We start from the raw sequence: 26,606 nt of genomic DNA, 5'->3' as shown, positions 1-26,606 counted from the left end.
ATGGAACCCGCAATCTCCAAGTCAATCCTGCTCGCCATCGTGCTCGCGCCGCTGCTCGGCGCGATCCTGGCCGGCTTGTTCGGGCGCAAGATCGGTCGCGCCGGTTCGCACACCGTCACCATCCTCGGCGTCGCGGCGAGCTGCGCGATGTCGATGTACGTGCTGTGGCAACTGGTCGGGCAGGGCGCCGCGCCGTTCAACGAGAACGTCTACACCTGGTTCCAGATCGGCGGCTATGAGGCCCACGTCGGCTTCATGATCGACAAGCTGACCGCGATGATGATGGTGGTCGTCACCTTCGTTTCGCTGCTGGTGCACATCTACACCATCGGCTACATGGCCGAGGACGACGGCTACCAGCGCTTCTTCAGCTACATCTCGCTGTTCACCTTCTCCATGCTCATGCTGGTCATGAGCAACAACTTCCTGCAGCTGTTCTTCGGCTGGGAAGCGGTGGGCCTGGTGTCGTACCTGCTGATCGGCTTCTGGTTCAAGAAGCCGACCGCGGTGTTCGCCAACATGAAGGCCTTCCTGGTCAACCGCGTCGGCGACTTCGGCTTCCTGCTCGGCATCGGCGCGGTGCTGTGGGCGACCGGTTCGCTGGATTACGGCACCGTGTTCGCCAACGCCCCGACCCTGGCCGAGCGCACCATCACCATCTGGAACAGCGCCGACCCGATCGTGTGGTCGCTGCCGACGGTGATCTGCGTGTGCCTGTTCATCGGCGCCATGGGCAAGTCGGCGCAGGTGCCGCTGCACGTGTGGCTGCCGGACTCGATGGAGGGCCCGACCCCGATCTCGGCGCTGATCCACGCCGCGACGATGGTGACCGCCGGCATCTTCATGGTCGCGCGCATGTCGCCGCTGTTCGAGCTGTCGCAGACCGCGCTCAACTTCGTGCTGTTCATCGGCGCCACCACCGCGTTCTGGACCGGCCTGATCGGCATCGTGCAGAACGACATCAAGCGCGTGGTCGCGTACTCGACCCTGTCGCAGCTGGGCTACATGACCGTCGCGCTGGGCGTGTCGGCGTACTCGGCGGCGGTGTACCACCTGATGACCCACGCCTTCTTCAAGGCGCTGCTGTTCCTGGCGGCCGGCTCGGTCATCATCGGCATGCACCACGAGCAGGACATGCGCAAGATGGGCGGCCTGCGCAAGTACATGCCGATCACCTACTGGACCAGCCTGCTCGGCACCCTGGCCCTGGTCGGCACGCCGTTCTTCGCCGGTTTCTATTCGAAGGACACCATCATCGAAGCGGCCGCGCACGTGGCCCACGGCGAGCACGCGACCTGGGTGTCGCAGTACGCCTACTGGGCGGTGCTGCTGGGCGCGTTCGTGACCTCGTTCTACAGCTTCCGCCTGCTGTACATGACCTTCCACGGCAAGGAGCGTTTCCGCGACGCGCATGCCGATCACGGCCATGGCGACGGCCACGCGCACGGCCACGACGATCATGCGGCGCACGCCCACGACGATCACGGCCACGCCAAGAAGCACGACGACCACGCGCACGACGACCATGGCCACCACGGCGCGCACGAGCCGCACGAGTCGCCGTGGGTGGTGACCGTGCCGCTGATCCTGCTGGCGATCCCGTCGGTGCTGATCGGCTTCTTCACCGCCGGCCCGATGCTGTTCGGCACCGACTGGTCCGGCCACGTCAAGCAGCTGCCGTACTTCCTCGGCGCGATCGACCTGCTGCCCGAGCGCGACACCGTCGCCGAGATGGCCAAGGAAGCCTGGCACGGCCCGGTCGCCTTCGCCCTGCACGGCTTCATGGCGCCGGCGTTCTGGCTGGCCTTCGGCGGCTTCGCCCTGGCCACGGTCATGTACCTGTGGAAGCCGGAACTGCCGGCCAAGGCGGCCAGGCTGTTCGCGCTGCCGATCCGCATCCTGGAAAACAAGTACGGCATGGACAACCTCTGGATCGACGGCTTCGCCGGCGGCGGCGTCAAGCTCGGCAAGGCTTCGCGCGCGCTCGACAGCAAGCTGATCGACGGAGCGGTGGTCAACGGCAGCGCCGGCCTGGTCGGCTTCATCGCCAACCTGGCCCGCCACGTCCAGTCCGGCTATCTCTACCACTACGCCTTCGCGATGATTGTCGGCCTGATCGCTCTGCTCGCCGTCGTCATCAAGTTCTGGCACTAATCGACAAGGACACCCGACGTGATCCCCGTGCCCTTGCTTAGCCTCCTGATCTGGCTGCCGATCCTCGGCGGCTTCGCCACCCTGGCTTTCGGCCAACGCGCCAACGCGGCGCGCTGGTTCGCGTTGATCGTGGCCATCGCCACGCTCGGCCTGAGCCTGTTGATGTTCACCCATGGCGACTTCGCCAGCGCGAGCATGCAACTGGTCGAACAAAAAGCCTGGATTCCGGCCTACGACATCCGCTACCACCTCGGCGTCGACGGCATCTCGGCGGCGCTGATCGCGCTGACCACGCTGACCTCGATGCTGGTGCTGATCAGCGCCTGGACCTCGATCGACAAGCGCGTCAGCCAGTACTACGCGGCGTTCCTGATCCTGGAAGGCCTGATGGTCGGCGTGTTCGCCGCTCTCGACGCGATGCTGTTCTACGTGTTCTTCGAGGGCATGCTGATCCCGATGTTCATCATCATCGGCGTGTGGGGCGGCCCGCGCCGCGTCTACGCCTCGGTGAAGTTCTTCCTGTACACCTTCCTCGGCTCGGTGTTCATGCTGGTCGGGCTGATCTACCTGTACCTGAAGGGCGGCAGCTGGCAGATCGCCGACATGTACGGCGTCCAGCTCAGCGCCACCGAGCAGATGTGGATCTTCTTCGCCTTCCTGATCGCCTTCGCGGTCAAGGTGCCGATGTTCCCGGTCCACACCTGGTTGCCGGACGCGCACGTGGAAGCGCCGACCGCCGGCTCGGTGATCCTGGCCGCGATCATGCTGAAGATCGGCGGCTACGGCTTCCTGCGCTTCGTCCTGCCGATCGTGCCCGACGCCGGCCACGAGTGGGCCTGGCTGGTGATCGCGCTGAGCCTGATCGCAGTGATCTACGTCGGCCTGGTCGCGCTGGTCCAGGAGGACATGAAGAAGCTGATCGCGTATTCGTCGGTCTCGCACATGGGCTTCGTCACCCTGGGCACCTTCATCGCCTTCGGCCTGGTCCACAGCGGCGACGCGCACGGCGCCGACGCCGCGCGCCTGGGCCTGCAGGGCGCGATGGTGCAGATGATCAGCCACGGCTTCGTGTCGGGCGCGATGTTCACCTGCGTCGGCGTGCTGTACGACCGCATGCACAGCCGCATGATCAAGGACTACGGCGGCGTCGCCAACGTGATGCCCTGGTTCGCCGCGTTCGTGGTGCTGTTCGCGATGGCCAACTCGGGCCTGCCGGGCACTTCGGGCTTCGTCGGCGAGTTCATGGTCATCCTGGCCTCGTTCCAGCACCACCCGCTGATCGCCTTCGGCGCGGCCACCACCCTGATCGTCGGCGCGGGCTACACCCTGTGGCTGGTCAAGCGCGTGATCTGGGGCGAGGTGGGCAACGCCCACGTCGCCGAGATGGAAGACATCAACCCGCGCGAAGCGCTGGTGCTGGGCGTGTTCGCGGCCGGCGTGCTGATCCTGGGCGTGTGGCCCAAGCCGCTGACCGACCTGATGGAGCCGGCGATCGCCAATCTGGCCAGCCAGATCGTCGCCAGCAAGTTGTAAGGCGGCGCGGGTTCGCCCGCGCCACCGCAAGAACAGAAGTGAGTAGAAGCGAGGAGTTGAGGAACGAGAGAACAGCGCGGTAGCCCGCCGCTCGCTTCTCGCTCCTCTCCGCTGGCTTCTAAAACAAGGCTCGCACCCGGGCCGGATCCGCTATGAGATGCACTTAATGAACATGCCCGTACGCTCTCTTGCCGACATCATGCCCCTGCTGCCCGAACTGGTGGTCGTCGTCGGCGCGTTCGCGCTGCTGATGCTCGACCTGTTCGTGGAGGAGCGAAACCGCATCGTCTCCCACGTCTTCTCGATCCTGGTGGTCGCCGCGGCGACCGCGCTGATCGCCTTCGACGTGGGCGGGCACGGCAGCGTGCTCAGCGGCATGTTCGTGCGCGACACCGCCGCCGACGTGCTCAAGCTCGGCATCGGCGTGGTCGGCATCCTGTCGCTGATCTACACCTGGCCCTACCTGCGCGCGCGCGGCCTGTACAAGGGCGAAGTCTCGGTGCTGATGCTGTTCGCCATCGCCGGCATGATGTTCCTGGTCTCCGCCGGCAGCCTGACCATGGTCTACGTCGGGCTGGAAATGCTGGCGCTGTGCTCGTACGCGCTGGTCGCGGTCGATCGCGACAGCCCGCTGGCCTCGGAAGCGGCGATCAAGTACTTCGTGCTCGGCGCGCTGGCTTCGGGTCTGCTGCTGTACGGCCTGTCGCTGATCTACGGCGCCACCGGCAGCCTGATGCTCGACCAGATCGCGGTCGCCGCCTCGGTCGGCCCGCGCTCGATGCTGCTGATCACCGGCGTGGTGTTCGTGGTCGCCGGCATCGCCTTCAAGTTCGGCGCCGCGCCGTTCCATATGTGGCTGCCGGACGTCTACCAGGGCGCGCCGACCCCGATCACGCTGTTCATCGGCGCCGCGCCCAAGCTGGCCGCGTTCGGCATGACCTACCGCTTGCTCGAAGTCGGCGCAGGCGGCCTGGACGACCACTGGCGCCTGCTGCTGGCCGGCCTGGCGGTGCTGTCGCTGGCGATCGGCAACCTCAGCGCGCTGCTGCAGACCAACCTCAAGCGCCTGCTCGCGTACTCGACCGTCTCGCACGTCGGCTTCCTGTTCGTCGGCATGGCCGGCGGCGGCGCGCAGGGCTTCGCCGCGGCGATGTTCTACGCGATCAGCTATGCGGTCATGACCTCGGCCGCGTTCGGCGCGATCATCGTCATGTCCAGCCGCGGCTTCGAGGCCGACAAGATCGACGACTACAAGGGCCTGAACACGCGCAATCCGTGGCTGGCCGGCATGATCCTGTGCGTGATGGCCTCGCTGGCCGGCCTGCCGCCGTTCCTGGGCTTCTGGGCCAAACTGGCGGTGCTCAAGGCCGCGCTGCAGGGCGACATGCTGTGGCTGGCCATCGTCGGCATCGTGTTCGCGGTGATCGGCGCGTTCTACTACCTGCGCGTGATCAAGGCGATGTACTTCGACGAGCCCGAAGGCAAGCTGCCGGCGCCGAGCGAAGACCGTCCGCTGCGCGTGGTGTTCGGCGTCAACGCGCTGGCGCTGCTGGCGCTGGGCATCGCCTGGAACCCGATCATGGAGTGGTGCCAGCGCGCGTTCGCGGCCTGAGGCGCGACGTCCGCTGCAAGCGAAGGGCCGCCGTTGTGCGGCCCTTTTCTTTTGTGCGGGTTCTTTTGTGCGGGCCTGCAGGGTGCGAGCCGGTATGGGAGGGCCTTCAGGCCCGACGCGCTTGTTCCAGGTCGCTGCGACCCGAGCGAGCAGCGCCGGGCCTGAAGGCCCTCCCACAAGCGTCGGGCGGGCCTGAACCGAGGTTCATCGAGGCGGTGCAGGGAAGCGGACTCGAACCCGCCCGAAACCGTGCTCAATCGGTCGTGAGAAAAATAATCGCAACGAAACTGTCTCAGGGGCTTGAATTATTTTTCACACAGCATAAGATGCCGGCCTGCGAACGCGATACGGATTTCGCCAGTCACCGGGAAACACCGGCAGCGTTCGAAGCGGCAAGCGGCAATCATGAAAATCTGATTGCAGGCTTGCAGAAAGTTAAGCCGATCGTTACACTAGTCGGCCTGATGCGGGGTGGAGCAGTCTGGCAGCTCGTCGGGCTCATAACCCGAAGGTCGTAGGTTCAAATCCTACCCCCGCTACCACTTTTGGCTGTAACGGCCGCGCCCTTGGCGGCGGCCGTTTCGATCGAAAGTCGGGCTTTGTATCGACGCTCTGCTCGCGCCGATACGCCGAAATCCAGTTGTACGGACAAGGGGCCCGATGGGCCCTTTGTCGTTTTCGGCTTTCTGCGATCCGGGGTTTGCGCGAATGCGGCGACGGCGGCGAAACATCGGCCGCCGCTGCCGAGCGCGGCTCGCGGTCGCATCGTGTCCGATGATTGGTTTCAGCCGGTCGCACCCTTCAGGAGTTCAGGCGCGTGACGGACAAAGCAACGCAAATCGCCGAATTGCTGGCGCCCACGGTGGCGTCGCTGGGCGTGGAACTGCTCGGCATCGAATACCTGCCCGCGCCGGGCAGCGCGACGCTGCGCGTGTACATCGACGTGCCGGCCGCCGAGGCCGACGCGACGCCGGAAGGCGAGCAGCCGCGTTCGGTGAGCATCGAAGACTGCGAGGCGGTCAGCCGCGAAATTTCGGCCCAGCTCGACGTCGAAGATCCGATCAGCGGCAACTACACCCTGGAAGTGTCCTCGCCGGGCATCGACCGTCCGCTGTTCACGCTGGAGCATTACCGCCGTTTCGCCGGCGAGAGCGCCAAGGTCGGCCTGAAGCTGCCGCACGAAGGCCGCCGCCGCCTGCAGGGCGAGATCGTCGGCGTGGAAGGCGAGCAGGTCGTGTTCGCGATCGAGGGCGTGCGCTTCGAAGTGCCGTTCTCGAACATCGACAAGGGCCGGATCGTGCCGGACTGGGCTGCGCTGGGCTTCGCCCCGAGCAAGCCCGGCAAGAGCAAGCCCGGCGCCAAGGACAAGGCCGGCAAGCGGGACGCTTCCGGCAAGTAAGCATCGAAACCTTCAATTACCAACCCGAGAGCCGGCGGCCCACGCCGATCCGTGCGGAGTGACGAGATGAGCAAGGAACTGTTGCTGGTGGTGGACGCGGTCGCCAACGAAAAGGGCGTGCCGCGCGAAGTCATCTTCGAGGCCATCGAGGCCGCGCTGGCGTCGGCCGCGAAGAAGCGCTACCACGACGAGGACGTGCTGGTGCGCGTGTCCATCGATCAGAAGGACGGCAGCTACGAAACCTTCCGCCGCATGGAAGTGGTGGCCGACGACGTGGTCATGGAGTCGGTGGACCGGCAGATCCGCCTGATGGACGCCGTCGACGAAGTCGAAGGCGTGGAAGTCGGCGACTACATCGAAGAGCAGATCGAAAACCCCGAATTCGGCCGCATCGCCGCGCAGGCGGCCAAGCAGGTGATCGTGCAGCGCGTGCGCGAGGCCGAGCGCGCCCAGGTCGTGGACGCGTGGAAGGATCGCGTCGGCGAGCTGGTCACCGGCATCGTCAAGCGCGTGGAGCGCGGCAACATCTACGTCGACCTGGGCGGCAACTCCGAGGCGATCATCCCCAAGGACAAGGGCATCCCGCGCGACGTGCTGCGCGCCGGCGACCGCGTGCGCGGCTATCTGTTCGACGTGCGCACCGAGCCGCGCGGCCCGCAGCTGTTCATCAGCCGCGCCGCGCCGGAATTCATGATGGAGCTGTTCAAGCTGGAAGTGCCGGAAGTCGGCCAGGGCCTGGTCTCGATCAAGGCCTGCGCGCGCGACCCGGGCGACCGCGCCAAGATCGCGGTGCTGGCGCACGACAACCGCACCGATCCGATCGGCGCCTGCATCGGCATGCGCGGTTCGCGCGTGCAGGCGGTGTCGAACGAACTCAACGGCGAGCGCGTGGACATCGTGCTGTGGTCGGACAATCCGGCCCAGTTCGTCATCAACGCGATGGCGCCGGCGGAAGTGCAGTCGATCATCGTCGACGAAGAGAAGCACTCGATGGACCTGGCCGTGGCCGAGGACCGGCTGGCCCAGGCGATCGGCAAGGGCGGGCAGAACGTGCGCCTGGCCAGCCGCCTGTCGGGCTGGCAGCTCAACGTCATGACCCAGGACCAGGTCACCGCCAAGTCCGAGGCCGAGCAGAACGCCGCGCGCCAGCTGTTCCAGGACAAGCTGGAAGTCGACGAGGAAATCGCCGGCATCCTGGTGTCGGAAGGCTTCAGCACGGTCGAGGAAATCGCCTACGTGCCGGTCGGCGAGCTGCTGGCGGTGGAGGGCTTCGACGAGGACATCGTCGAGGAACTGCGCGCCCGCGCCCGCGACGCGCTGCTCAACGAGGCGCTGGCGGCCGAGGAAGAGCTCGACGAACACCAGCCGGCGGCCGACCTGCTGGAACTGGCGGGGATGGACGAAGGCTTGGCCTTCACCCTGGCCGCCCGGGGCGTCGTCACCCGGGACGACCTGGCCGATCTGGCCTCCGACGAGTTGACCGACATCGAAGGCGTGGACGAGGAACGTGCCGCCGCCCTGATCATGGAAGCGCGCAAGCACTGGTTCGAATGAGGTGAGGAGAGCCGCAAGAGGTCCAAAGGGGCGTCTTGCGGCAAGCCGGCCACGGCCCTAGGGGCCCGGCCGGATTCGCAGGACCGGGCATCGGCCCGGTCCGCGAGCAGGCCGCGAAGGCCTGCGCGGGCCGGACCTTGGGCGCGCGCGGAGCTAGAATGGCGCCATCACGCGTGGGATGCGTCCCGCGCCAAGAGGACACGGAAAACCGAATGTCGCAGCAAACCACCATCCGCAAGCTGGCCGAACTGGTGAACACGCCGGTCGAGAAGTTGCTGGAACAGCTGGCCGAGGCCGGCATGAAGTTCAGCGGCCCCGACCAGGTCGTGACCAGCATCGAGAAAGTCAAGCTGCTCGGCTTCCTCAAGCGTTCGCACGGCAAGGCCGACAAGCCGCTCGACGGCGACGAGGCTGCCAAGAAGATCACCCTCAACCGCAGCCGCAAGCAGGAAATCACCGTCGGCGGCGGCAAGAACCGCACCACGGTGGACGTGGTGGTGCGCAAGAAGGTGACCCTGGTCAAGCCGAACGACTCCGGTGCGCCGGTGAGCGAGGACGACGAGCGCGCCGAGATCCTGCGCAAGCTGGAGGAATCCAAGCAGCGCAACCTCGCCGAGCAGCAGCGTCTGGCCGCCGACGACAAGCGCCGAGCCGATGCCGCCGACGCGGTGCGCCGCGCCGCCGAGGACGCCGTGCGCGCCAAGGCCGAGGAAGAGGCCAGCGCGCGCCGCGCCAGCGAAGCCGCCAACGCTCCGGCCGATGCGGCTCCGGCGAAGGCCGCTGCCGGCACCGGCGCCGCCGCGGCCGCCGATCCGGCGCGCAAGCCGGCTCCGGCCCACGGTCACGGCCATCCCAAGCCGGCCCGGGTCGAGCCCGCGCGTCCCGCCGACGACCGCAACGCCGCCGCCGCGCGCCACAAGACCCGCGGCTCGCACGCGATGGTCGCCGGCGTCGAGGACGACGATGCGGCCAACCGCTTCGCCGGCCAGTTGCACCTGTCGCCGTCCGACCGCGCCCGCCGCAGCAACAGCAACACCCGCGGCAAGGGCGGCCGGATGCAGCAGAACCGACGCCAGAACGAGCAGTCGCGTTCCGGCGGCGGCCAGCACGGCTTCTCGCGTCCGACCGCGCCGATCGTGCGCGAAGTCGCCATCGGCGAGACCATCACCGTGGCCGACCTGGCGCAGAAGCTCGCGCTCAAGGGCGGCGACGTGGTCAAGGCGATGTTCAAGATGGGCGTCATGGCGACCATCAACCAGAGCATCGACCACGACACCGCCGCGCTGGTGACCGAAGAACTCGGCCACATCGTGGTCAAGGCGCTGGGCAACGACGCCGAAGACGCGCTGCTGGCCCACGCCGAGGAAGTGCAGGGCGACAAGGCCCCGCGTCCGCCGGTGGTCACCATCATGGGCCACGTCGACCACGGCAAGACCTCGCTGCTGGACTACATCCGCCGCACCAAGGTCGCCTCCGGCGAAGCCGGCGGGATCACCCAGCACATCGGCGCGTACCACGTGGAAACGCCCAAGGGCGTGATCAGCTTCCTCGACACCCCGGGCCACGCCGCCTTCACCTCGATGCGCGCGCGCGGCGCCAAGCTGACCGACATCGTGGTGCTGGTGGTGGCCGCCGACGACGGCGTCATGCCGCAGACCAAGGAAGCCGTGCAGCACGCCAAGGCTGCCGGCGTCCCGCTGATCGTGGCGATCAACAAGATCGACAAGTCCGACGCCGATCCGCTGCGGGTCAAGAACGAACTGCTCAGCGAAGATGTGGTCGCCGAAGATTTCGGCGGCGACACCCAGATGGTCGAACTCTCGGCCAAGACCGGCGCGGGCGTGGACAATCTGCTCGACGCGATCTCGCTGCAGGCCGAAGTGCTCGAACTGCGCGCCGCTCCGGTCGGCCGCGCCACCGGCACGGTGATCGAATCCGCGCTCGACAAGGGCCGCGGCCCGGTCGCCACGGTGCTGGTCCAGCAGGGCCAGCTCAAGAAGGGCGACTACCTGGTGTGCGGCGTGCATTACGGCCGCGTGCGCGCGCTGTTCGACGAAACCGGCAAGCAGGTCGAACAGGCCGGCCCGTCGATTCCGGTGCAGGTGCTCGGCCTGTCGGGCGTGCCCGACGCCGGCGACGACTTCGTCGTGGTCGAGGACGAGCGTCTGGCCAAGGACGTGGCCCAGCAGCGCGACGCCAAGCGCCGCGAGTCGCGCCTGGTCGCCGCTGCCGGCAACCGCATGGAAGACATCATGGCCCAGATGGGCAAGGGCGAGGGCCAGCTGAGCCTCAACCTCGTCGTCAAGGCCGACGTGCAGGGTTCGGTGGAAGCGTTGCGCCAGGCCCTGGTCGCGCTGTCCAACGACCAGATCCGCATCAACGTGATCAGCTCCGGCGTGGGCGGCATCACCGAGTCCGACGCCAACGCCGCGGCCACCGCCAAGGCCACGGTGATCGGCTTCAACGTCCGCGCCGACGCCTCCGCGCGCCGCATCATCGAGGCCAACGGCGTCGATCTGCGTTACTTCTCGATCATCTATGACGTGATCGATCAGGTGAAGCAGGTCGCATCGGGCATCCTCGGCATGGAGATCCGCGAAGAGATCATCGGCACCGCCCAGGTCCGCGACGTGTTCCGCAGCTCCAAGTTCGGCGCGGTCGCCGGCTGCATGGTGATCGAGGGCGTGGTCAAGCGCTCCAAGCCGATCCGCGTGCTGCGCGACAACGCGGTGATCTTCGAAGGCGAACTCGAATCGCTGCGCCGCTTCAAGGAAAACGTGGACGAAGTGCGCAACGGCACCGAGTGCGGCATCGGCGTGAAGGCGTACAACGACGTCAAGCCGGGCGACCAGATCGAGTGCTTCGAGCGCATCGAGGTCCAGCGCACGCTGTAAGGCCGCAGTGGGGAATCGGAGTCGGCGACCGCCACCGCGGTTTACGGCGACCGATTCCCCGTTCGGCCTACCGATTCTCAGCAATACCGGGAGTCGGGAATCGTCGCCAGGCGCACGGCTCTTCGGCCCGGCTTTCGCCGATTCCCCATTCTCCATTCGCGATTTCCGTCCAAATGCCCAGTAAATCGTTCCACCGCACCGACCGCGTTTCCGCCCAGCTCCGCCGCGAGTTGGGCACGCTGGTGCACGAGGCCGTGCGCGAGCACAACCTGCCGTCGGTCAGCGTGTCCGACGTCGAAGTCACCCGCGACCTGGCCCACGCCAAGGTGTTCGTCACCGCGCTGCAGGCCGAGCGTTCGGTCGAAGCGGTCAAGGCGCTGAAGGAACTCTCGCGCGAGCTGCGCTTCCAGCTCGGCCGGGCGATGAAGCTGCGGCACGTGCCGGAGCTGCATTTCCATTACGACGATTCGGTCGACCGCGGCGAGCGCATCGAGCACCTGCTGCGCGATGCGGCGTCGGCCGAGGCCGGCGACGACAGTGCGCCAGCCGCGGACGAGGACGGGCAGGGCAAGGACACGCCCTGAGCCGCGCCGCTCGCGACGGCCGCCGCTGCGTAGCCGCCGTCGCGTTGCGAATCCATCGAATCTTTCCCGCTGCGGCTCCGCCCGTCGGCTGCGGCGCGCTTCACGCGCCCGTTCCGGCGCACTGTGCGAGCATCGCCAGACGTTGACCCGCGCGCCGGCATCCGGCCGCCATCCTGGGGCGAAGGTCCTGCTTGAACACGACGCGCTTTACTTCGACGCGTAAACGCACCTGGCGCAACGTCGACGGCCTGCTGCTGCTCGACAAGCCGCAAGGGCTGAGCTCCAACCAGGCCTTGCAACAGGCGCGGCATCTGTTCCGCGCCGAGAAGGGCGGCCACACCGGCAGCCTCGACCCGCTCGCCACCGGCCTGCTGCCGCTGTGCTTCGGCGAGGCGACCAAGATCGCCGGTCTGCTGCTGGGCGCGCGCAAGGCTTACGTGACTACCGCCGTGCTCGGCCTGACCACCGACAGCGACGACGCCGACGGCGCGCCGCTGCGCGAACGGCCGGTGCCCGAATTCGGCGACGCCCAGATCGAAGCGGCGCTGGCGCCGCTGCGCGGGACCATCCTCCAGCGCGCGCCGATCTATTCCGCGCTCAAGCAGGGCGGCGAACCGCTGTACGCCAAGGCCCGCCGCGGCGAGGCCATCGAGGCGCCCGAACGCGAGGTGAGCGTGCACGGGCTGACCCTGACCGGCCGCGACGGGCCGCGCCTGCAACTGCACATCGAATGCGGCTCGGGCACCTACGTGCGCAGCCTGGTCCGCGACCTCGGCGAAACGCTGGGCTGCGGCGCCCACGTGGCGACGCTGCGGCGGCTGTGGGTCGAGCCGTTCCTGGCGCCGGCGATGGTGACCCTGGAGCAACTGCGCGAACTGAACGAAGGCGGCGACGAGCGCGCCCTCGATGCCTTGCTGCTGCCGATCGAGGCCGGCCTGAACGGGTTCGAGCAGGTCGCCCTGGACGCCGCCGCCGCCCAGCGCCTGGGCCACGGCCAAGCCGTGGCCTGCGCCGAGGGCGAGCCGGGCCTGGTCGCGATCTACGGCGAGAGCGGGCGTTGCCTGGGCCTGGGCTTGCGTCAGGCCGGCGGCCGCCTGCAGCCGCAGCGCCTATTCCGCTGGGCCGCGCAGGGCGGCTGAGCGGCGGGATTCGCTGCAATGGAAGCTTCGACGCGACAGTTCGAAAGGAATCAGGGGGAAACGATATGAATTCGAGAACCATCGCGATCGCCGCGGCGCTGGCGCTGTCGCCTTTGAGCTTGCGCGCGGCCGCACCCGCGGTCGACCGCAACCGGCCCGAGGCGGTGGTCGCGGCCGGCGCCGAGTGCTCGCGGCGCCAGGACTGGCGGTGCCTGGCCGGGCTGATGGATCCGACGGCGCTGCGCGACCTGCGCGAGCTGATGAGCGCCACCGGCGGGGCCGGCATGCTCGGCGTGGACGCCGCGCAGTTGCAGGCGATGAGCGACGCCGACACCTTCGCCGCCTTCATGGGCGCGGTGATGCAGCGCGCCGGCGGCATGCGCATCGAAAGCGTGCAGGTGCTCGGCGGCGTGCCCGAAGGGGCCGACCAGTACCACGCCATTACCCGCACCACGGTCCGGCTGAACAGCGCCGACGCGGTATTCAGCGGGATCGAGGCGACCAGCCTGAACAAGGTCGGCGGTCAGTGGCGGATGCAGCTCAACGGCGACGCCAAGAAGCTGTTGCAGATGTTCAAGCGGCTCGGTCGGCGGCCCGCGGCGGCGGGGACGGCCTCGTCCGGGCCGGCCGTGGTCGGGCAGGAACCGCTGAAGCGGCCGCGGCTGAACGAGGTCCGGGAAAGACTCGCCCGCGAGGCCGCCGCCTCCGAAGCTGAACGCAGCGCGCCGAAGCCGCCGCCGCAAGACTAAAACCGGCCGGGCAATGTTGCCGGACCGGACGGCGCCGCCGCCTGGGCGCGCGGAAGACATACTTTCGCCCCGCCCAAAGGTCGCAATCGTCTCAGCGGGCTGTTACAATCTCGCCGCTTTTCAAGCACTTCCAGCCGGGCGTCGAACATCGGCGCCGGCGCGGAAGCGGTTTGCGAGCGATCCCCAACCCAAGCAAGCGGCGGGCCAGGCGGTGCGTCGGAGCGGCAATGCCCGCGCCGATTCGCTTCTGCGGGCCGCGCATCTAGATAGAGAAGACACCATGTCGATCGACACCCAGAAAGTCATTGAAGACAACAAGCGCGGCGCCAACGACACCGGTTCGCCGGAAGTCCAGGTCGCCCTGCTGACCGCCCGCATCGAGCAGCTGACCGGCCACTTCAAGCAGCACAAGCAGGATCACCACAGCCGCCGCGGCCTGCTGATGATGGTCAACCGCCGTCGCAGCCTGCTGGACTACCTCAAGCGCAAAGACAACGAGCGCTACAAGGCCCTGATCGAGAAGCTCGGTCTGCGCCGTTAATCGGACACCCAACCGCGGCGCAGCGATGCGCCGCGGTTTGTTTTGGCGGAGACGAAAACTCCGTCTGGCGATGCAGGACGCAGCGCCGCCAGCGACGAAACGCGAGCGCGATCGTCGAACTGGGCCGGCCCTCGGGCCACGTGCGACGCGGCGCGGAGCGCGCGCGCGACACAACCATCCTCAGGTCGCTGGCGCCGGCGGCCGACCGGAGCGGGGCACGGGCCCCGACCGGAACGCATAGATACCGAAGGAACCCACCGTGGCAAAAATTACCAAGACCTTCCAGTACGGCAACCATCAGGTGACCCTGGAGACCGGCGAAATCGCCCGTCAGGCCGGCGGCGCAGTGATCGTCAAGTTCGAAGACACCGTACTGCTGGTGACGGCCGTGGCAGCCAAGAGCGCGCGCGAGGGGCAGGACTTCTTCCCGCTCACCGTCGATTACCAGGAGAAGTTCTACGCCGGTGGCCGTATCCCGGGCGGCTTCTTCAAGCGTGAGGGCCGCGCGACCGAGAAGGAAACCCTGATCTCGCGTCTGATCGACCGCCCGATCCGTCCGCTGTTCCCGGAAGACTACAAGAACGAAGTCCAGATCATCGCGACCGTCATGTCGTTGAATCCGGAAATCGACGGCGACATCCCGGCCCTGATCGGCGCTTCGGCGGCGATGGCGCTGGCCGGCACCCCGTTCCAGGGTCCGATCGGCGCTGCCAAGGTCGGCTACAAGAACGGCCAGTACCTGCTGAACCCGACCGCGACCGAACTGGCCGACTCCGAGCTCGAGCTCGTCGTCGCCGGCACCTCGAACGCGGTGCTGATGGTCGAATCCGAAGCCAAGATGCTGTCTGAGGACGTCATGCTCGGCGCGGTGATGTTCGGCCATCGCGAAATGCAGAAGGTCATCAACATCATCAACGAGCTCGTCGTCGAAGCCGGCACCAAGCCGTCGACGTGGGAAGCTCCGGCCAAGAACGACGCGCTGATCGGCGCGCTCAAGGAAGCCGTCGGCGGCCAGCTGGCGCAGGCGTTCCAGGTGCGCGACAAGCTGCAGCGCCGCGACGCCATCTCGGCGATCAAGAAGGACGTGCTGCAGTCGCTGGCCGGCCGCGCCGAAGCCGACGGCTGGCACACCGCCGAGCTGTCGAAGGAATTCGGTGAGCTCGAGTACCAGACCATGCGCAACTCGGTGCTCGACACCAAGATCCGCATCGACGGCCGCGCCCTCGACACCGTGCGCCCGATCGCTTCCAAGGTCGGCGTGCTGCCGCGCACCCACGGCTCCTCGCTGTTCACCCGCGGCGAGACCCAGGCGATCGTGGTCGCCACCCTGGGCACCGCGCGCGACGGCCAGATCATCGACGCCGTGTCGGGCGAGTACAAAGAGCACTTCCTGTTCCATTACAACTTCCCGCCCTACTCGGTCGGCGAGTGCGGCCGCATGATGGGCCCGAAGCGTCGCGAAATCGGCCACGGCCGCCTCGCCAAGCGCGGCGTGCTCGCGGTGATGCCGACGATGGAAGCGTTCCCGTACACCATCCGCATCGTCTCGGAAATCACCGAGTCGAACGGTTCGTCCTCGATGGCTTCGGTCTGCGGCAGCTCGCTGGCGCTGATGGACGCCGGCGTGCCGATCAAGGCGCCGGTCGCCGGCATCGCGATGGGCCTGGTCAAGGAAGGCGACAACTTCGTCGTCCTGTCGGACATCCTGGGCGATGAAGATCACCTGGGCGACATGGACTTCAAGGTCGCCGGCACCTCGGAAGGCATCTCCGCGCTGCAGATGGACATCAAGATCCAGGGCATCACCGAAGAGATCATGAAGGTCGCGCTGCAGCAGGCCAAGGCCGGCCGTCTGCACATCCTGGGCGAGATGGCCCACGCCATCACCCAGTCGCGCTCGGAGCTGTCCGAGTTCGCGCCGCGCCTGCTGACGATGAAGATCCACCCGGACAAGATCCGCGAAGTGATCGGCAAGGGCGGCTCGACCATCCAGGCGATCACCAAGGAAACCGGCACCCAGATCGACATCCAGGACGACGGCACCATCGTCATCGCCTCGGTCAACGCCGCCGCCGCGCAGGCCGCCAAGGCGCGCATCGACCAGATCGTCTCCGACGTCGAGCCGGGCCGCATCTACGAAGGCAAGGTCGCCAAGATCATGGACTTCGGCGCGTTCGTGACCATCCTGCCGGGCAAGGACGGCCTGGTGCACGTCTCGCAGATCTCCAACGAGCGCGTCGAGAAGGTTTCCGACAAGCTCAAGGAAGGCGACGTGGTCAAGGTCAAGGTGCTGGAAGTCGACAAGCAGGGCCGCATCCGCCTGTCGATGAAGGCCGTGGAAGAAGGCGAGGGCGTCGCGGCCGAGTAATCGCCGCGGCTCATCGCCGATCCCATCGCGGGATCATGAAAAAGCGGGCTTCGGCCCGCTTTTTCTTTGCCTGCGTTTCAGGCGCCGGAGGATCTCGAGTCGACTTTCCTACGCTCTCGTCGAGGAGCGTGCGTGCGCTGCAGGAGCGAAGCGAGGCAAGGCTCAACGGACGGATACCGTCCCCTCGCGGAACAGGCGCATGTCCTGATCGAGCAGGGCTGAGCGATGGGAGCACTAGATCACAATAAAGTTGCGCCTAGGGGATGAGGATGAACGATCTGTCCGGTGGATTGCGGCTGGCTCGCTCGGTGGCTTCGATGCCTGTCGGAATGCCACACCTGGCATCCAGGGGCGCAGCCGCGACGCTGCGAAGCAATGGCCAGCGTTGGTTGCCCTCCTTGTTGCTGCTGGCCTGCGCGGCGCTGCCATGGGAAGCGGCGCAAGCCCAGTTCGCAACCGGCGGCAGCGGGCGTTTCCGCAACAATATCGTCTGGTTCAGTTGGGGCGACCATAACACCGCCATCCCCCAAGCAGGCCTCACCCAGACGAACTCGACCACCATCGACGGGCAGTTCCTGCGGGTGACCTGCACCCTGAGCAATATCGCGGGCAGCAGGGCCGACCCGGATCTGAGGGCATACCGTCCCGGCAACTGGATGGGCGATGGCCTGGACGATCTGTACAACATCGGCGGCACCGGTACCAGCAACACGCTTGTGGTCGGATTGGCCAACCGGAATATTCTTTCGCCGCCTAATTCGACCACAGCGTCGGGCACGTTGAGCTGTGCTGCGACTTTGGGTCCGAACAACAACGCCACCGATCCTCTTTACCCGCTGCAAGGGCTGGTGTTCGCCGACGCGGAGCAATCCGGCAATTCGGCTGCGAACGGATTCGAATTCGTTGAGGCGCAGATCGCAGGCACGGGCACTTGGCGGCTCATCGACCGATTTCGTACCGCCGGATGCACCAGCAACGGCACCGTAACTGCGCAGACGGGCGCCACGGATCGGTTGCGTTTCAATGGCACTCAGCTTCTTTGCGGCTCGGGCCCCATGGGCGTGGCTTTCATGGAAGGAGTGACGACGGCCGATTTCAACTTCGTCGGCGGCGGCACATCGGCCATCGCCCTGGGCGTGATGGTGTTCACCGCGGACCAGGGCGATGCGCCCGCCAGCTACGGCAATGCCCTGCATCTGCCCGGATTCACTTGGGCGGGCGGGGCACCGCCCGAAAGCGCCGCCGGCACTACGACCGGTTATTTCGACACCTTCCAATTGGCGAATCTGGCGTCGCCGGCCGTTCGCCTGGGGGCGGCGGTGGATATCGAACAAGTGGATGTCTCCAACGCCACCGCCACCGGCGACGACCTTCTCGGCACGCCGGACGACGAAGACAGCGTCGCTACGATTCCAGACGTTGCGCTCGGTGCCGGCGGCAATTACACGCTCAGCGGCGTGACCTGCGGCACCGCCGGCACCGTGTACGGCTACATCGACTTCAATCGCGACGGCGACTTCGCCGATGCCGGCGAGCGCTCCGCATCGGCGACGTGCGCCGGCGGGGCCGTTGGCAACCTGGTGTGGACGATGCCCGCGGCGGCCAACCTGCGCGCCGGCGCCAGCTTCCTGCGCCTGCGCATCGGCACCAATGATGCGCAGGTGAATGTCCCGACGGGTTTGTCCAACGACGGCGAGGTGGAGGATCACCAGGTCACCTTGAATGCGCCAGTGGTGCGAGTGCAAAAAACCACCGTCGGCCAGGCCGGCGGGCCGTTCTCGTTCACCGCCACCAACCTCACCGGCAGCATCGCCGCGATCACCACCACGGCGGCCGACACCGCGCAGCCGGCCGCCCCCGTTGGCTTGCCGGTGACCGCGATGGGCACGCAGGTGGTCCTGACCGAGACGCTCCCGGCCGGCTGGAACCAGCAGTCGGCGACCTGCACCGACGCCAATGCCGCCGCGACCGGCAACACCAATCCGGTGGCCACCGCGACCACCGGGCCAGTCACCATTCCCGCTGCGGTCACCGCGACAGCGGCAGACATCACCTGCGTGTTCCGCAATGCGCCGCGGTCGACGCTGCAACTGACCAAGGCCTGGGCGGCGGGCAGCATCGCGGGGCACCAGGTGACCATCGGCGCGACCACCGGCGGCCTCAACAACACCGCTTCGTTCGACGTCACCGCGCCGAATGCCGCCAACAGCGGCGCCGCAGTCGTGGTGAGCGTGGGCGACACGATCGCACTGCCGGCGGAGACCGGCGCCAACGTGGCCGACTACACCACGACGCTCGCCTGCAGCGGCGGCCATACGCTGTCGGGCGGCGACGGCCAGCTGGCCAATACCTTGACCATTACCAGCACTACTGCGGCGGTGTGCACGTACACGAATGCCTTACGCACGACCGACCTGTCGATCACCAAGACCAACACGCCCGGCAACGGCCCGAGCGATCAGGCCGGCGATGTCGTGGTGGCCGGCGCGGCGACTACCTATCGCGTAGTCGTGACCAATAGCGGTGCCAACGAAGTAACCGGTGCAGTGGTGCGCGATACGCCGCAGGCCGGACTGAACTGCCCGGCGGGCAATGCAGTGACCTGCACCGGGACGGCGTGTCCGAGCGGCGCGATCACGATCGGTAGTTTGGCCAGCGGCGTGACTTTGGGGGCATTGGCTGCCGGCGCCAACGTGAGCTTCGATTTTAGCTGCGCGGTGCAATGACATGAGCGCTGCCTAGCCTGCGCTGAGCGAGGCTGGGGCAAGAACGCGAAGAGCGAGCTGCGGCTCGCTCTTCGCGTTTTCAGTCTTGTGCTGGATCGCGGACCGAACCGGTCCAGCCGCCGCGTCGCCGGCGGTGGCGCGGCACTGCGCGGACGAGTGCGCGGCGCCATGCTCTGCGCCGCATGCAGCGGGTGTTTCGGTATCGATGCGGTGCCATTAAACCGCCGCGCCTATCTGCGATAAGCGCACACGCAGCTCGCGCCGCAACAGCCACAGCACCGTCAGCGCCTGCAGCACGGTGGTGGCGACCGACAGCAGCCACAGCTGGCGCAGTTCGAACCCCGGGTGCTGCGACAGCCAGATCGCCGGCAACGCGAACGTCAGCAGCCGCGACGCGCTGGCGTACAGCGCCGGCCGGGTGTTGCCCAGCGCCTGGAACATGCCCGAGCAGGTGAAGATCAGGCCCGAGGCGACGAAGTTCCACGACACGATGCGCAGGAAACCGGTGGCGACTTCGGCGGCCTGGGCGTTGTCGGCGAACGGCCGCATGAACCACTGCGGCTGCCATTGGCACAGCAGGGTGAGCGCGAACATCGCCGCGCTGCCGATCAGCGCCGCGCTGCGTAAGGTGGCGAGCACGCGGTCGCCGCGGCCGGCGCCGACGTTCTGCCCGGCCACCGGCGCGACCGCGAAGGCGATGGCCATGATCGGCAGGAAGATCGCCTGCATCACCCGCATGCCGATGCCGTAGCCGGCCTGGGCGTCGGTGCCCAGGCCGCGCAGGCACCAGTAGGTGACGCCCATGAACACGAACATCAGCGCGAACTCGCCGCCCGGCGGCAGGCCGATGGCGAGGATGCGCCGCCACACCGGCGGCTGCGGCCGCAGCTCGCGCGCATCGACGCCGACGAAGTGCTCCAGGCGCGCGAAGTACAGCAGCATCAGCGCCACGCCCACCGCGATGGAGATCGAACTGGCCCAGCCGGCGCCGGCCACGCCGAACGCGCGGCCGGTGAGCCAGCCGGCGATCAGCACCGGCGCCAGGATCGCATTGAGCACGACGGTGACGATCTGCACCAGCATGGTCGGCTTGGAGATGCCGGTGCCGCGCAGCGCCGCGCCGAGCGTGGCCAGGGCGAACTGCAGCGCCAGCCCGGGCAGGAACGCGTGCAGGTAGGCGACGCCGGCCGCGGCGCTGGCCGCGTCGGCGGCGATCGTGCGCATGTAGGCGCCGCTGAAGGCGTAGCCGGCGATCAGCGTGACCAGCGCGGCCAGCACGGCCAGCAGCAGGCTCTGGTTGAACACGCGGTTGGCATCGCCGGCGTCCTTGCGGCCGCAGGCCTGGGCGATCAGGGCCATGCCGCCGACCGCGAGCACCTGGCTCATGGCCATGACCAGGAACTGCAGATTGCCGGCCGCGCCGACGCCGGCGATGGCGGCATCGCCCAGGCGCGAGACGAAGTAGAGATCGATCAGCACGTACAGCATCTGGAACAGCATGCCGATGCCGATGGGCACGGCGAGCGAGATCAGGTGTTTGGGAATCGAGCCTTGGGTGAGGTCGCGCATGCGGTGGCCTGTGGAGTTGGGCGCGGGGAGCGGGGGACGACGGATTTGGGAAGAACGCAGCGGTGGATACTGCGACGTGAGATGGATTGCGGAATCGTTCGCCGCCGCGTGGATCGCGGTGAGCGGGGAGTGGTACTGATCGGGCGAATCGCTGTTAGAGCAGATCGTTGGTTGGATCTGTGTTCCGGCAGGTCGCCGGTCGTTTGGATCTCTGATCGGACAGGTCGTTGGTCGGATGGATCACTGATCGGACCGATCGGTTTCGCGACGCCTCCCTCCGGCCGTCATTCCCGCGAAAGCGGGAATCCAGAGACTTCAGCGCGTCGTATCAGAAAATTTCCTGTGTGCCGCTTCATTCGGATACAGCAGACCGCGCGTCGGCGATTGCTTTTACCGCGACTCCTTCAAGCCTTCGCTCCCGCGCAAGCGCTGACCAAGAGAACTTCAGCCTCATGCGCGGGCGAAGCATCGACGCTGCGTTCGCACCGCAGAAAAACCAAGCCAATTGCGAGACTGGCGACCGGTGCGACCCGCGCGACGGTTACGCCGCCGTCGCCCCGGATTCGGATTCGTCATCGGCCCCGGAGAACGCCCCATCGGCGAGCGCGAGCAAGTAATCGCGCACATCCGCCGGCCAGGCATCGATGCGGTCGGCGAAACCGTCGCGGTCGCCGGCGAACAGCGCGCGCGTCGCTTCCTCGGCGCCCGCGGCGTTGCCGGCCAATGCGTTGAGGCAGCGGTAAGCCGCTTCGCGCGCCAAGCGCTGGCGCGTGCCGGCTTCGCCGCGCTTGCGCGCCTGATCGATGAGCTTGCGCAGGGTCACCGAAGCGCCGCCGGGCTGGGCGGCGAGCCAGTCCCACTGCCGCGGCAGCAGGGTGACCTCGCGCGCGGTCACGCCCAGGCGCGGCCGGCCGCGTCCGCGCGGGGCTTCGTTTTCGGGCGGCGCGTCGTCCGCCGCGTCTGCCGCGGATTGGTCCACCGACTCGCGATAACGCTCGGCCACCGCGTCGGCATCGCCGCCCAGGTGCAGGTCGACCTGCTGGCCGGTGCGGTCGTCGAACACCAGCAGTTCGGCGTCGCCGCCGCGCGCGGCGGCCGCGTGCACCGCGACCGCAACCTCGGCCAGACGGCCGCGGGCGAGCAGGCGTTGGCCGGCGAAGGCGGTGTAGGCGAGGGCAGGCGCGGGATTCATGGGCAGGGCGCGGTGGGGCGAGGCGCCAATTATTACCCGGGTATAATTTGGATGACAAGCCCCGGGCAACAACGAAGGCGCCGGCCCGCGTCGAGCGATGCCCGCCCGCGACGGCCGGCGCCATTGCCGTGGCGCTTCCGGCCCGCGCGCGCCAGCGATCCGGCCCGTGCGACGCGCTAAGTCCCGGACTCGCCCGCGCCTTCGCAGTCCTGGCGCTGCACGTCCGGCACGAAGCCGCCCTGCATCAGGAACATCGACGGCAGGTTGGCCCCCGGCGTGCCGCCGCTGGCGCCGGCCGGCGCTGCCGCCGGTGCGGTCGGACGCGACCAGCCCTGCGCGCGCTCGGCCGCGCGCGCACGCGCCTGGCTGGCCTGTTCGGGCGACAGGTCGCGGGTCAGCGTGCGGATCTGCGAGTCGATCATCTCGCGCGGATTGAACTCGGCCCGGCCGCCGCGCGGACCGCGCAGGCCCGGGCCCGGGCCGACCGGCGCGGCGGCGTTGGCGGCGGCGTCCTGCGGCGGCAGCGAATCGCGCAACTGCAGGAACATCGCCAGCGACTCCACCGGATTGGTCTGCACCGCCTGGCCGAGGAAGTTGCGGCGCATGCCGTCGCGCTGCGGCGAATACGCGAACGCCAGCGACGCCAGCATGCGCGCGTCGCCGCGTTCGGCGGCGGCGCGGGCGATGGATTCGGCTTCGCTGCGGTAGGTGGCTAGGCCCGGCAGGTTGTCGAGCACGTCCTGATAGCGGAACGCATTGCCGCTGGCGTAATGGCGCATCGCCGCCGGCACCCCGGCCAGCGCGGCGCGGCGCCAGTAGGCGGCGCGCTGTTCCGGGCTGATCGGCGGCACCTGCGCGCAGTGCTCGGACTGGGTGAGCAGGCGCTCGGTCATGCTCTGGTAGCTCTCGGCCATGCGCTGGCGTTGATCGCGCTGCTGCTGGGTCTCCTGCGGCATGCGTTCGAGCTGGCGTTCGAAGCTGTCCAGATTGTTCTCGGCGCCGGCCAGGCGCATGCGCAGGTTGTCGCAGTACTCCATCTCGGCGGCGAGGCGGCAGGCCGCGGCCGGTTCGTTGGCGGCGCGGCGCTGCAGCTCGGGCAGGATCAGCCGCAACGGCGAGTCCAGCGAAGGCAGCGGCCGGGCGCTGCCGGCGTCGTAGCGCGGGATCGCGGCGGCGGCGCGGGGTGCGCCAGTGGTCGTGGGCATCGGCGCGGCCGCAGAGGTCGCGGCGAGCGCGGGCGGCGGCAGCGGGTCGCCGCTGCGCCGTCCCCAGTAGTACATGCCTGCCGCGGTGGCGCCCAGCGCCAGCAGCCAGATCCAGGTCCGTCCTTGTTTGCGCACTGTCGTCCTCGGAGTGGTTCGGTGGCGAGGGAGTCGACGAATCATAAGCGCGAAGCGGCGCGGCTGCGGGGCGCGCTCCGCAGCCGTCGCCTGTGCGGCCTGCCGCCGTGTGCAGTGACGGCGCGCGCGGATTCATACCGGTCCCATATCGAGGCGACGGCGATTGGCCGATGTTGGCGATCCCTTCCCCACGAGCCCGCTGGCATGCGCAAATCTCCGCTTCTCGTCTGCACCGCCCTGACCGTCGTCGTTGCCGCGGTACTGACCCTTTCGGCCGCAGCATCGGCCGAGACCTACCGCGCCGGCCGGAATTACCAAGGCGGTTCGATCGTCGAATTCGAAGGCCAGCGCTACCGCGCCAAGTGGTACGCCAACGGCGACCAGTCGCCGGCCGCGCTCGCCACCGCCGCCCATGCCTGGGACACGCCGTGGGAACGAGTGGACGCGTCCGCGCCTGCGCCGACCCCGTCCGCGCCGCCCGCGTCGACGCCGACGCCGACGCCGACGGCCACCGCGGCCGGCGACAGCTACGACGCCGGCCGCGCCTATCCGGCCGCCTGCGTGGTCGCCTACGGCGGCGAGCGCTACCGCAGCAAGTGGTATGCGAACCCGGGGCAATCGCCGGCCGAGGTCGCCACCGCGGCCAATCCCTGGGACACGCCGTGGGAGCGCGTCGACGCCTCGGTCGCGCTGGGTTGCGCCGACGGCAGCGGGCCGGGCACCGAGCCCAACCCCGGCACCCAGCCCAATCCCGGCACCCAGCCGCCCGGCGAACACCGCATCGCGCGCAGCCAACTGCAAGCGCGCGAAGCGCAGCTGACCGATTCGGCGCTGATGCGCGAGGTCAAGCAGTCGATCCGCACCCTCGCCAACGCTGAGGTCGAGCAGGTCCAGGCCGGGCGCGCGGCCAATCCCGAGAACGTGCGCCGGGTCGAATCGATCCTCGACGCGCAACGCTTCGAGCACGTCTTCGCCACCCGCAACGCGGCCTATACCTATCGCGGCTTCCTGCAGGCCATCGCCAAGTTCCCGGCGATCTGCGCCCGCTATAACGACGGCCGCGATTCCGACGCGATCTGCCGCAAGACCCTGGCGACGATGATCGCCCACTTCGGCCAGGAAACCGGCGGCCACGACGCCCACAGCCCGATCGCCGAATGGCGCCAGGCGCTGGTGCACGTGCGCGAGATGGGCTGGAGCGAAAGCATGCGCAACGGCTACAACGGCGAATGCAATCCGGCCACCTGGCAGGGCCAGGCCTGGCCGTGCGGCAAGTTCGCCGACGGCCAGTTCAAGAGCTACTTCGGCCGCGGCGCCAAACAGCTGTCGTACAACTACAACTACGGCCCGTTCTCCGAGGCGATGTTCGGCGATGTGCGGGTGCTGCTCGACCGGCCGGAACTGGTCGCCGACACCTGGCTCAATTTCGCCAGCGCGACGTTCTTCTTCTCCTATCCGCAGCCGCCCAAGCCGTCGATGCTGCACGTGATCGACGGCACCTGGAAGCCGAACGCGCGCGATCTCGGCAACGGCCTGACGCCCGGGTTCGGCGTGACCACCCAGATCATCAACGGCGGCGTCGAGTGCGGCGGCAGCGGCGAGGTCCAGCAATCGCTCAACCGCATCGCCTACTACCGCCAGGCCGCGGCCTATCTGGAAGTGCCGGTGCCGGGCAACGAGACGCTGGGCTGCAAGGGCATGAAGCAGTTCGACGAACAGGGCGCCGGCGCGCTGCCGATCTACTGGGAGCGCGACGACAGTTGGGTCGCGGCCAATCCCGGCGGGCTCAGCTATGCGTGCAAGCTGGTCGGTTACCAGACCGCGCATACCGCGTTCCGCGGCGGCGATTACGAGCGCTGCGTGACGGCGAACTTCAAGAACGCGGTGGTGACGGCGGACTGAGCGGCCGCGGCCGCCATCGCGGCCGGCGACCGTTATTTCTGACAGGTCTTATTGGCGGCGGCGCTGCATGCTGCCACTGTGCAGCGCAGACCTCCCTCCGCCGACGGCCGCCAGGACGGCCGCCGCCGGCGCAACGAGACGGCGCACGGGCCGGGGCGACAGCTCCGGCCCGTGCGTTTTTGGGGCGTCGGCGTTTGCGGGTTGCGTGGTGGTTGCGGTGTCGCGGTCGCGGCTTGCGCCGCTCCTACAGGGGCCTTCGGCCGATCAGGCGAGGCGTGGGGTCAGCAGGTCGGCGAGGTCGTTGCGGCGCAGGAATTCGGCGCGGATGCGGTCGGCGACGGCGCTGACGGTTTCCGAGCCGTCGTCGGCGGGGTCGATGTGGACGCGGAACGGCCGCCGGCCGTAGGGGCGTTCGAGGATCGCGACCATCGCCTCGGCGACGCTGGCCGGGTCGGCGTCGGCGGGAACGCCGGTGGCGAGTTTGCGCAGGATTTCCTCGCCGAATCCGGCGGTCGGGCCGCTTTCGTATTCGGCCGCGCGCGCGCTGTCGGACGGGGCGCCGGCGTGGGCGAAGTGGTTGGTGCCGGAGGTGAAGGCGCCGGGCACCAGGATCGAGGTCTCGATGCCCCAGCGCGCCAGTTCGCCGGCGTAGCTGACCGCGAGCGAATCCATCGCCGCCTTGGCCGCGAAATACGGCGCGAGGTACGGCGGCGTGCCGCCGCGCGCGCTGCTGCTGGACACCCACAGCAACAGGCCGCGGCGCTGTTCGCGCAGATGCGGCAGCGCGGCGCGGTTGACCCGCTGCGCGCCGAGCACGTTGCTGTCGTAGAGCTGGGCGAATTGCTCCGGCGCGAACGCTTCGGCCGGGCCGAAGGCCATGTGGCCGGCGTTGTGCACGAGCACGTCGAGGCGGCCGTGCGCGGCGATCACCGCGGCCACGGCGGCGTCGGCGGAGGCTTGCGAGGCGATGTCGAGTTCGAGCGTGCGCAGGTCCACGCGGTGTTCGCGCGCGTAGTCGGCTGCGGCGGCGACTTGCGCGGCGTTGCGGCCGGCGGTCTGTCGCATGCTGGCGTAGACGGTGTGGCCGGCGCGGGCCAGCGCACGCGCGGCGAGCGCGCCGAAACCGCTGGAGGCGCCGGTGATTAGGACGATTTGCTGGGACATGGCGAAGCTCCGCTGGCGGGCGCGGGGCGCCCGGGATGGAAGAATCGGGAGGGTGATTTCCGAGCTTTCTGGGTTGCTCGCAGCGATCCGAAACGAGAGCGTCGGGACTGAAGTCCCTCCCACAACAACCGTTACTCCTGTGGGAGGGCCTTCCAGGCCCGACGCTTTGCGCTCAGGTCGCGACGC

Annotated in this window: 18 protein-coding genes, 1 tRNA gene and 2 pseudogenes; 17 read left to right on the top strand and 4 right to left on the bottom strand. The window is 68.3% G+C overall.

Translation table 11 applies throughout. The annotated features are described in order from the left end of the window. The 15 genes and pseudogenes from nuoL (at nt 1) to BLU84_RS11325 (ending at nt 19,253) form a co-directional block, all read left to right on the top strand. Nucleotides 1-2,154 carry an NADH-quinone oxidoreductase subunit L gene (gene nuoL / locus BLU84_RS11385; RefSeq protein WP_074866901.1) on the top strand — a complete coding sequence of 718 codons (2,154 nt, stop codon included), beginning with the start codon at nt 1-3 and terminating at the stop codon, nt 2,152-2,154. A gap of 18 nt (nt 2,155-2,172) precedes the next feature. Then, a complete protein-coding gene (locus tag BLU84_RS11380) occupies nt 2,173-3,687 on the top strand; it encodes an NADH-quinone oxidoreductase subunit M (protein WP_096378837.1) in 1,515 nt (504 codons plus the stop codon). A gap of 166 nt (nt 3,688-3,853) precedes the next feature. Further along, nucleotides 3,854-5,299 carry an NADH-quinone oxidoreductase subunit NuoN gene (gene nuoN / locus BLU84_RS11375; protein ID WP_233431120.1) on the top strand — a complete coding sequence of 482 codons (1,446 nt, stop codon included), beginning with the start codon at nt 3,854-3,856 and terminating at the stop codon, nt 5,297-5,299. Nucleotides 5,300-5,393: 94 nt separating this feature from the next. Then, nucleotides 5,394-5,495 (top strand): DUF6053 domain-containing protein, encoded by a 102-nt coding sequence (locus tag BLU84_RS28575; protein ID WP_425479360.1) that lies wholly within the window; start codon nt 5,394-5,396, stop codon nt 5,493-5,495. Nucleotides 5,496-5,764: 269 nt separating this feature from the next. After that, a tRNA-Met gene (locus BLU84_RS11370) sits at nt 5,765-5,841 on the top strand. A gap of 275 nt (nt 5,842-6,116) precedes the next feature. Beyond that, nucleotides 6,117-6,698, top strand: a complete 582-nt coding sequence (rimP, locus tag BLU84_RS11365; RefSeq protein WP_074866893.1) for a ribosome maturation factor RimP — start codon at nt 6,117-6,119, stop codon at nt 6,696-6,698. A gap of 66 nt (nt 6,699-6,764) precedes the next feature. After that, a complete protein-coding gene (nusA, locus tag BLU84_RS11360; protein WP_074866890.1) occupies nt 6,765-8,252 on the top strand; it encodes a transcription termination factor NusA in 1,488 nt (495 codons plus the stop codon). Between the two features lie 212 nt (nt 8,253-8,464). Further along, nucleotides 8,465-9,280: pseudogene (locus tag BLU84_RS28570) on the top strand (translation initiation factor IF-2); the annotation flags it as partial. Nucleotides 9,281-9,349: 69 nt separating this feature from the next. Then, a pseudogene (infB, locus tag BLU84_RS11355) lies at nt 9,350-11,146 on the top strand (translation initiation factor IF-2); the annotation flags it as partial. A gap of 173 nt (nt 11,147-11,319) precedes the next feature. Beyond that, nucleotides 11,320-11,730, top strand: coding sequence for a 30S ribosome-binding factor RbfA (rbfA, locus tag BLU84_RS11350; protein WP_074866886.1), 411 nt, complete (start codon nt 11,320-11,322; stop codon nt 11,728-11,730). Between the two features lie 191 nt (nt 11,731-11,921). Next, complete coding sequence (truB, locus tag BLU84_RS11345) at nt 11,922-12,869, top strand: tRNA pseudouridine(55) synthase TruB (RefSeq protein WP_074866882.1); 948 nt, start codon at nt 11,922-11,924, stop codon at nt 12,867-12,869. Between the two features lie 119 nt (nt 12,870-12,988). Next, the gene (locus BLU84_RS11340) at nt 12,989-13,618 is read left to right on the top strand and encodes a hypothetical protein (RefSeq protein ID WP_139174935.1); all 630 of its coding nucleotides are present in this window, start codon (nt 12,989-12,991) and stop codon (nt 13,616-13,618) included. Between the two features lie 280 nt (nt 13,619-13,898). After that, nucleotides 13,899-14,159: a 30S ribosomal protein S15 gene (gene rpsO, locus BLU84_RS11335; protein ID WP_074866877.1), complete on the top strand. Its 261-nt coding sequence runs from the start codon at nt 13,899-13,901 to the stop codon at nt 14,157-14,159. Nucleotides 14,160-14,418: 259 nt separating this feature from the next. After that, nucleotides 14,419-16,527 (top strand): polyribonucleotide nucleotidyltransferase, encoded by a 2,109-nt coding sequence (pnp, locus tag BLU84_RS11330; RefSeq protein WP_074866874.1) that lies wholly within the window; start codon nt 14,419-14,421, stop codon nt 16,525-16,527. Nucleotides 16,528-16,796: 269 nt separating this feature from the next. Continuing rightward, nucleotides 16,797-19,253, top strand: coding sequence for a CshA/CshB family fibrillar adhesin-related protein (locus BLU84_RS11325; protein ID WP_170849149.1), 2,457 nt, complete (start codon nt 16,797-16,799; stop codon nt 19,251-19,253). Between the two features lie 216 nt (nt 19,254-19,469). Here the strand turns inward: BLU84_RS11325 and BLU84_RS11320 are convergent, their stop codons facing one another. From BLU84_RS11320 to BLU84_RS11310, 3 genes are all read right to left on the bottom strand, one after another. After that, nucleotides 19,470-20,822 carry an MATE family efflux transporter gene (locus BLU84_RS11320; RefSeq protein ID WP_074866868.1) on the bottom strand — a complete coding sequence of 451 codons (1,353 nt, stop codon included), beginning with the start codon at nt 20,820-20,822 and terminating at the stop codon, nt 19,470-19,472. 541 nt (nt 20,823-21,363) lie between these two features. After that, entirely contained in the window at nt 21,364-22,014 is a 651-nt protein-coding gene (locus BLU84_RS11315; protein WP_074866865.1) for a DUF2239 family protein, read from the bottom strand. Between the two features lie 176 nt (nt 22,015-22,190). Continuing rightward, complete coding sequence (locus BLU84_RS11310) at nt 22,191-23,354, bottom strand: hypothetical protein (RefSeq protein ID WP_074866862.1); 1,164 nt, start codon at nt 23,352-23,354, stop codon at nt 22,191-22,193. Between the two features lie 204 nt (nt 23,355-23,558). Here BLU84_RS11310 and BLU84_RS11305 point away from each other — a divergent pair, with 204 nt between their 5' ends. Continuing rightward, nucleotides 23,559-25,256, top strand: a complete 1,698-nt coding sequence (locus BLU84_RS11305) for a glycoside hydrolase family 19 protein (RefSeq protein ID WP_074866859.1) — start codon at nt 23,559-23,561, stop codon at nt 25,254-25,256. Between the two features lie 264 nt (nt 25,257-25,520). On the opposite strand, the gene BLU84_RS11300 is transcribed toward BLU84_RS11305, so the two are convergent. Further along, entirely contained in the window at nt 25,521-26,420 is a 900-nt protein-coding gene (locus tag BLU84_RS11300) for an SDR family NAD(P)-dependent oxidoreductase (protein ID WP_074866855.1), read from the bottom strand. Between BLU84_RS11300 and BLU84_RS28565 the strand changes: the two genes are divergently transcribed. Next, nucleotides 26,419-26,606 (top strand): DUF6053 domain-containing protein (locus BLU84_RS28565; protein WP_425479377.1); only part of this gene is annotated, 188 nt, incomplete at its 3' end. The genes BLU84_RS11300 and BLU84_RS28565 overlap by 2 nt on opposite strands.

The sequence above is a fragment of the Lysobacter enzymogenes genome, assembly GCF_900106525.1.
Taxonomy (GTDB): Bacteria; Pseudomonadota; Gammaproteobacteria; order Xanthomonadales; family Xanthomonadaceae; genus Lysobacter; species Lysobacter enzymogenes.
This window is presented reverse-complemented; position numbering and strand designations above follow the sequence as displayed.

Bases quoted from the DNA above. Each gene is read 5' to 3' on its own strand.
- nuoL (WP_074866901.1), top strand. From the start codon at position 1: ATGGAACCCGCAATCTCCAAGTCAATCCTGCTCGCCATCGTGCTCGCG.
- nuoN (WP_233431120.1), top strand. From the start codon at position 3,854: ATGAACATGCCCGTACGCTCTCTTGCCGACATCATGCCCCTGCTGCCC.
- BLU84_RS28575 (WP_425479360.1), top strand. From the start codon at position 5,394: ATGGGAGGGCCTTCAGGCCCGACGCGCTTGTTCCAGGTCGCTGCGACC.
- nusA (WP_074866890.1), top strand. From the start codon at position 6,765: ATGAGCAAGGAACTGTTGCTGGTGGTGGACGCGGTCGCCAACGAAAAG.
- rbfA (WP_074866886.1), top strand. From the start codon at position 11,320: ATGCCCAGTAAATCGTTCCACCGCACCGACCGCGTTTCCGCCCAGCTC.
- rpsO (WP_074866877.1), top strand. From the start codon at position 13,899: ATGTCGATCGACACCCAGAAAGTCATTGAAGACAACAAGCGCGGCGCC.
- BLU84_RS11325 (WP_170849149.1), top strand. From the start codon at position 16,797: ATGAACGATCTGTCCGGTGGATTGCGGCTGGCTCGCTCGGTGGCTTCG.
- BLU84_RS11320 (WP_074866868.1), bottom strand. From the start codon at position 20,822: ATGCGCGACCTCACCCAAGGCTCGATTCCCAAACACCTGATCTCGCTC.
- BLU84_RS11315 (WP_074866865.1), bottom strand. From the start codon at position 22,014: ATGAATCCCGCGCCTGCCCTCGCCTACACCGCCTTCGCCGGCCAACGC.
- BLU84_RS11305 (WP_074866859.1), top strand. From the start codon at position 23,559: ATGCGCAAATCTCCGCTTCTCGTCTGCACCGCCCTGACCGTCGTCGTT.
- BLU84_RS11300 (WP_074866855.1), bottom strand. From the start codon at position 26,420: ATGTCCCAGCAAATCGTCCTAATCACCGGCGCCTCCAGCGGTTTCGGC.